The organism is Piscibacillus sp. B03 (genome assembly GCF_052246295.1).
Classification (GTDB): domain Bacteria; phylum Bacillota; class Bacilli; order Bacillales; family Alkalibacillaceae; genus Piscibacillus.
The window spans coordinates 1-3,313 of record NZ_JBQQCO010000062.1 but is presented as its reverse complement, the minus strand read 5'-3'; the positions used below and the strand labels follow the sequence as shown (position 1 = coordinate 3,313).

At 35.7% G+C, this 3,313-nt stretch carries 2 protein-coding genes and 1 pseudogene; all 3 read left to right on the top strand.

Going from position 1 to position 3,313, the window contains the following annotated elements; all coding sequences use genetic code 11:
• Positions 1–445: pseudogene (locus ACTWQB_RS16915) on the top strand (hypothetical protein); the annotation flags it as partial.
• 17 nt (positions 446–462) lie between these two features.
• Positions 463–1,890: an ATPase, T2SS/T4P/T4SS family gene (locus ACTWQB_RS16910; RefSeq protein WP_443140332.1), complete on the top strand. Its 1,428-nt coding sequence runs from the start codon at positions 463–465 to the stop codon at positions 1,888–1,890.
• Between the two features lie 3 nt (positions 1,891–1,893).
• Positions 1,894–2,886 (top strand): hypothetical protein, encoded by a 993-nt coding sequence (locus tag ACTWQB_RS16905; RefSeq protein ID WP_443140331.1) that lies wholly within the window; start codon positions 1,894–1,896, stop codon positions 2,884–2,886.
• Positions 2,887–3,313 lie beyond the last annotated feature (427 nt).

Genomic DNA, 3,313 nt, shown 5'->3' with positions numbered 1-3,313 from the left:
GTTTGACATTGTTCTAGTTGATGCGGGTTGTCATTTTGATAATGCGAATATGGTCCAGTCTTTATATAGTTCTGATTACCGCTTCTTATTGATGAATCAACAAATTAAATCCCAACGAAAATGGAAAGAAACGTTTCGTAACATTTTAAAACCAATTGGTTTTACAGAAGAAGATTTTATGATGATTCTAAATCAGTATGATACAACGGGCGCTCTGCCGAAACAAAAGGATATCCACCAACAACTACAGATACCAGTCTTGATTTCAATACCTCTAGTTAAACAAGGGTGGGAAACAGAGATGAACAAACAAACGTTGTATGAACAGGAGAATATTCGATATCAAGAATCTATAGATATTGTCGCTCGTACAATTGCGTCGAATGCAGATTTATCCTTTGGTGAAATAGAGCGAAAGCGTTCTAAGTTTGGGTTAAGGATTTAAGAAGGGATGACGTTAAGATGGGTGAAGCTTTTTCTATTACACAAGAAATTCAGCAACAACGCCAAGCTATATTAGAAAAATCAGAAACACTTGATTCTAAACAAGAATTAACTTTCCAAAGTGTCGTTGATCGTGTAAAAGAGGAATTTGATCGTTTCTTTGAAGAACGACATCAACAATCAAATGATTCAATTGAGCGTTTAGACCTTAACCATAGAGCTCTTATTGGGGATTCAGAAGCGGAAGCTTTTTTAATGAATGAAATAGAATCATTTTTACGCGAGCATCATTTATTAAATGTGTCTTTTCCAAGTTATTATGATTCACTTTCACAAGGTATTTTTCATGAGATTTTCCGCTTCGGTGTTCTTTATAAATGGTATCAAATGCCTCATAGTCCTGCAGCAAAATTCACAGGTGATGAATTTTGGATTGAAGAAAATGACCGCTTTATACGTCAACCTGAAAAACTTCCGAGTAAAGATACCATAATGGATTTTATCCGTCGCTTTACAGCAACGGATCAGCAATTAAAAGTTAATACGACTAATCCCACAGCTGAAATTGCTCTAGGTGATGCGACACGCGTAAAAATTATGATTCCACCAGCTGTATATCAACCAACCATCGTTTTTAGACAATATACCGTCAATAAGGTGTCATTTGAAGACCAAGCTAGTTATGGGACGATTCCTCAAGAAGATGTCTCGTTTTATAAGGTTTTAAGCCAATTAATGTTAAACACGATAGTAGCGGGTCATATCAAAAGTGGGAAATCGACGATGTTAAAAACCATTTATGGGGCTCGTTCAGACGAAGATGAAGTTGTTTTGATTGAAGGTAAACCTGAAAGCTTACTAAAACGTGATTATCCTAATCGGCTTGTTCATGAGTTGTATAGTCACAATCGAGATATTAACCGTGTCATTGATGATGCATTAAGAATTGATCATAAATATTTAATTGTTCAAGAAGTAAGAGGACAGGAGGCTGAAGGGGCTATTGCTGGTACACAAAGAGGGCGACGTGGGTTGTTAATGACTTATCACATTACAGATCCTCAAAATACACCTGAGCAGCTAGCAACTCATATAGTTGACGAAAAACCTAACCGACGTTTAGCTCATGAAATTCGTCGTGTCTCGAAAGCGTTAGACTTAGGGATTACTATGGAGAGTGACAAGGGTCAAAAACGTGTGACAGCCATCTACGAAATTGGGTATAACCATGAAACAAAACAAGGATTTATTCAATATCTTGTTCAATATGATTCTGATAAAAAACAGTGGTGTTACAACGCAAATATAAGCCAACAACTTAAAAAACGTATCTACGACATGGATTATGAATTAGCAGAATATTTTACGCAACATCTTAATCGCCAAGCCGAACGTTCACCTATTCAAGGGGAAACATATCGTTACTTTGACACAAAGGATGTGTAGTTCATGATCTACATGTTATTAGAGATTTTTGTAAAAGTATTTGGGTATTCGATGTTTATTTACGGGTTGTGGCGTTTGATTGGACAACAAGCTCTTATTCCTACATTAAAAGCCATTGCGTTAGATGTAAGACGAACATCATATCGAACCCGTTTACGTTTTCAAGTTGCCCGACAGAAAAAACAGAATGAATCGCACAATAAAAAACGAGGCTTTCTATATCAACACCTATACTTATTACTCGCAAGTGTATCACGTTCAAAAGACAGAGAACCTTCTGTTCTTAACTTTAGTGTATTGAGCTTGTCGTTATTATCTGTGACGACTTTTGTGGTGTGGTCTACGGGAGTCGATTTAGGCCTATCCATGATTGTTGGTTCGGTTGTTATGTTAGTACCTTATATATTCTTGCGCTTAGCATTAATTAATTTAAGGCTATCAACATCAAAAGCTTTTATGAGCAATTTTCATGCTATTTACCAATCTTATCATTCGGCAGGTCAAAATGCTTATTACATGTTATTAAACCTTGCTAATGAAATAGAAGAACGACACTTACGCATAGCTTTTTATAAATTGGCCATGCAAGTGCAAAAGAATAGTGATCAACAGTCTATAAGGGAAGCTACCAACATTTTTGCTTTTACTGTAAAATCGTCATTTGCTGTACGTTTTGGCAATTTAGTTTACAAAGGTATTGCTGAACAAGCGGATCTAAGTTTGCCACTTAAAAATCTTAATAATCAAATCGGAAAACGTAAGCAAGACTTGGATAATGAAAAAGTAGCAAAAACTGAAGTAACGATTTTAGGTTGGATTACCGTTTTCTTATTACCAATATTCGTATTTGTCGCTTACCGATTTACCAACATTTATAACACTTGGAGTATTTTTTTAGATGACAGAAACTTGACGGTATTTTTAATCGCATTTGTTATGACAGGTATATCCTTCTTAGTATTATTAATCTTCAGAAAACCACGTACTGATATTTAGTTTTAGTGTCTGAAGGGAGGTTAGGAAGATCGAATTATTATATATTAATCTATTTGCTTATGGTATCTTTTTAGTTTGTTTAGTTTCAGGTTCGACAGTATTATACCGAACTTTTTCAACCATAGACGAAAGACGTACCCATCGTCTACAAATCATTAATGGTTGGCAAAAAGTTACGAACCGTACACAAGAAGCCTTAGATGATAATGAATTCGAAGAACGTCTGAAGGATGCAGGTTTATCGTTCGTGACTCCTTTAAAATATGAGATGACGCGTTTTATATTTATTGGTTTTATCGCTTTATATTATCTCATTATTCCAGTGTTAGAGTCCGGTACGTTTTCGACGGGTGCTTTAACGATGATATTACTTATACTCGTCATGAGTGAGCATCGCATTTCGCATCGCTGGGTTTCAGTCGTGAAC

Bases quoted from the DNA above. Each gene is read 5' to 3' on its own strand.
- ACTWQB_RS16910 (WP_443140332.1), top strand. From the start codon at position 463: ATGGGTGAAGCTTTTTCTATTACACAAGAAATTCAGCAACAACGCCAA.
- ACTWQB_RS16905 (WP_443140331.1), top strand. From the start codon at position 1,894: ATGATCTACATGTTATTAGAGATTTTTGTAAAAGTATTTGGGTATTCG.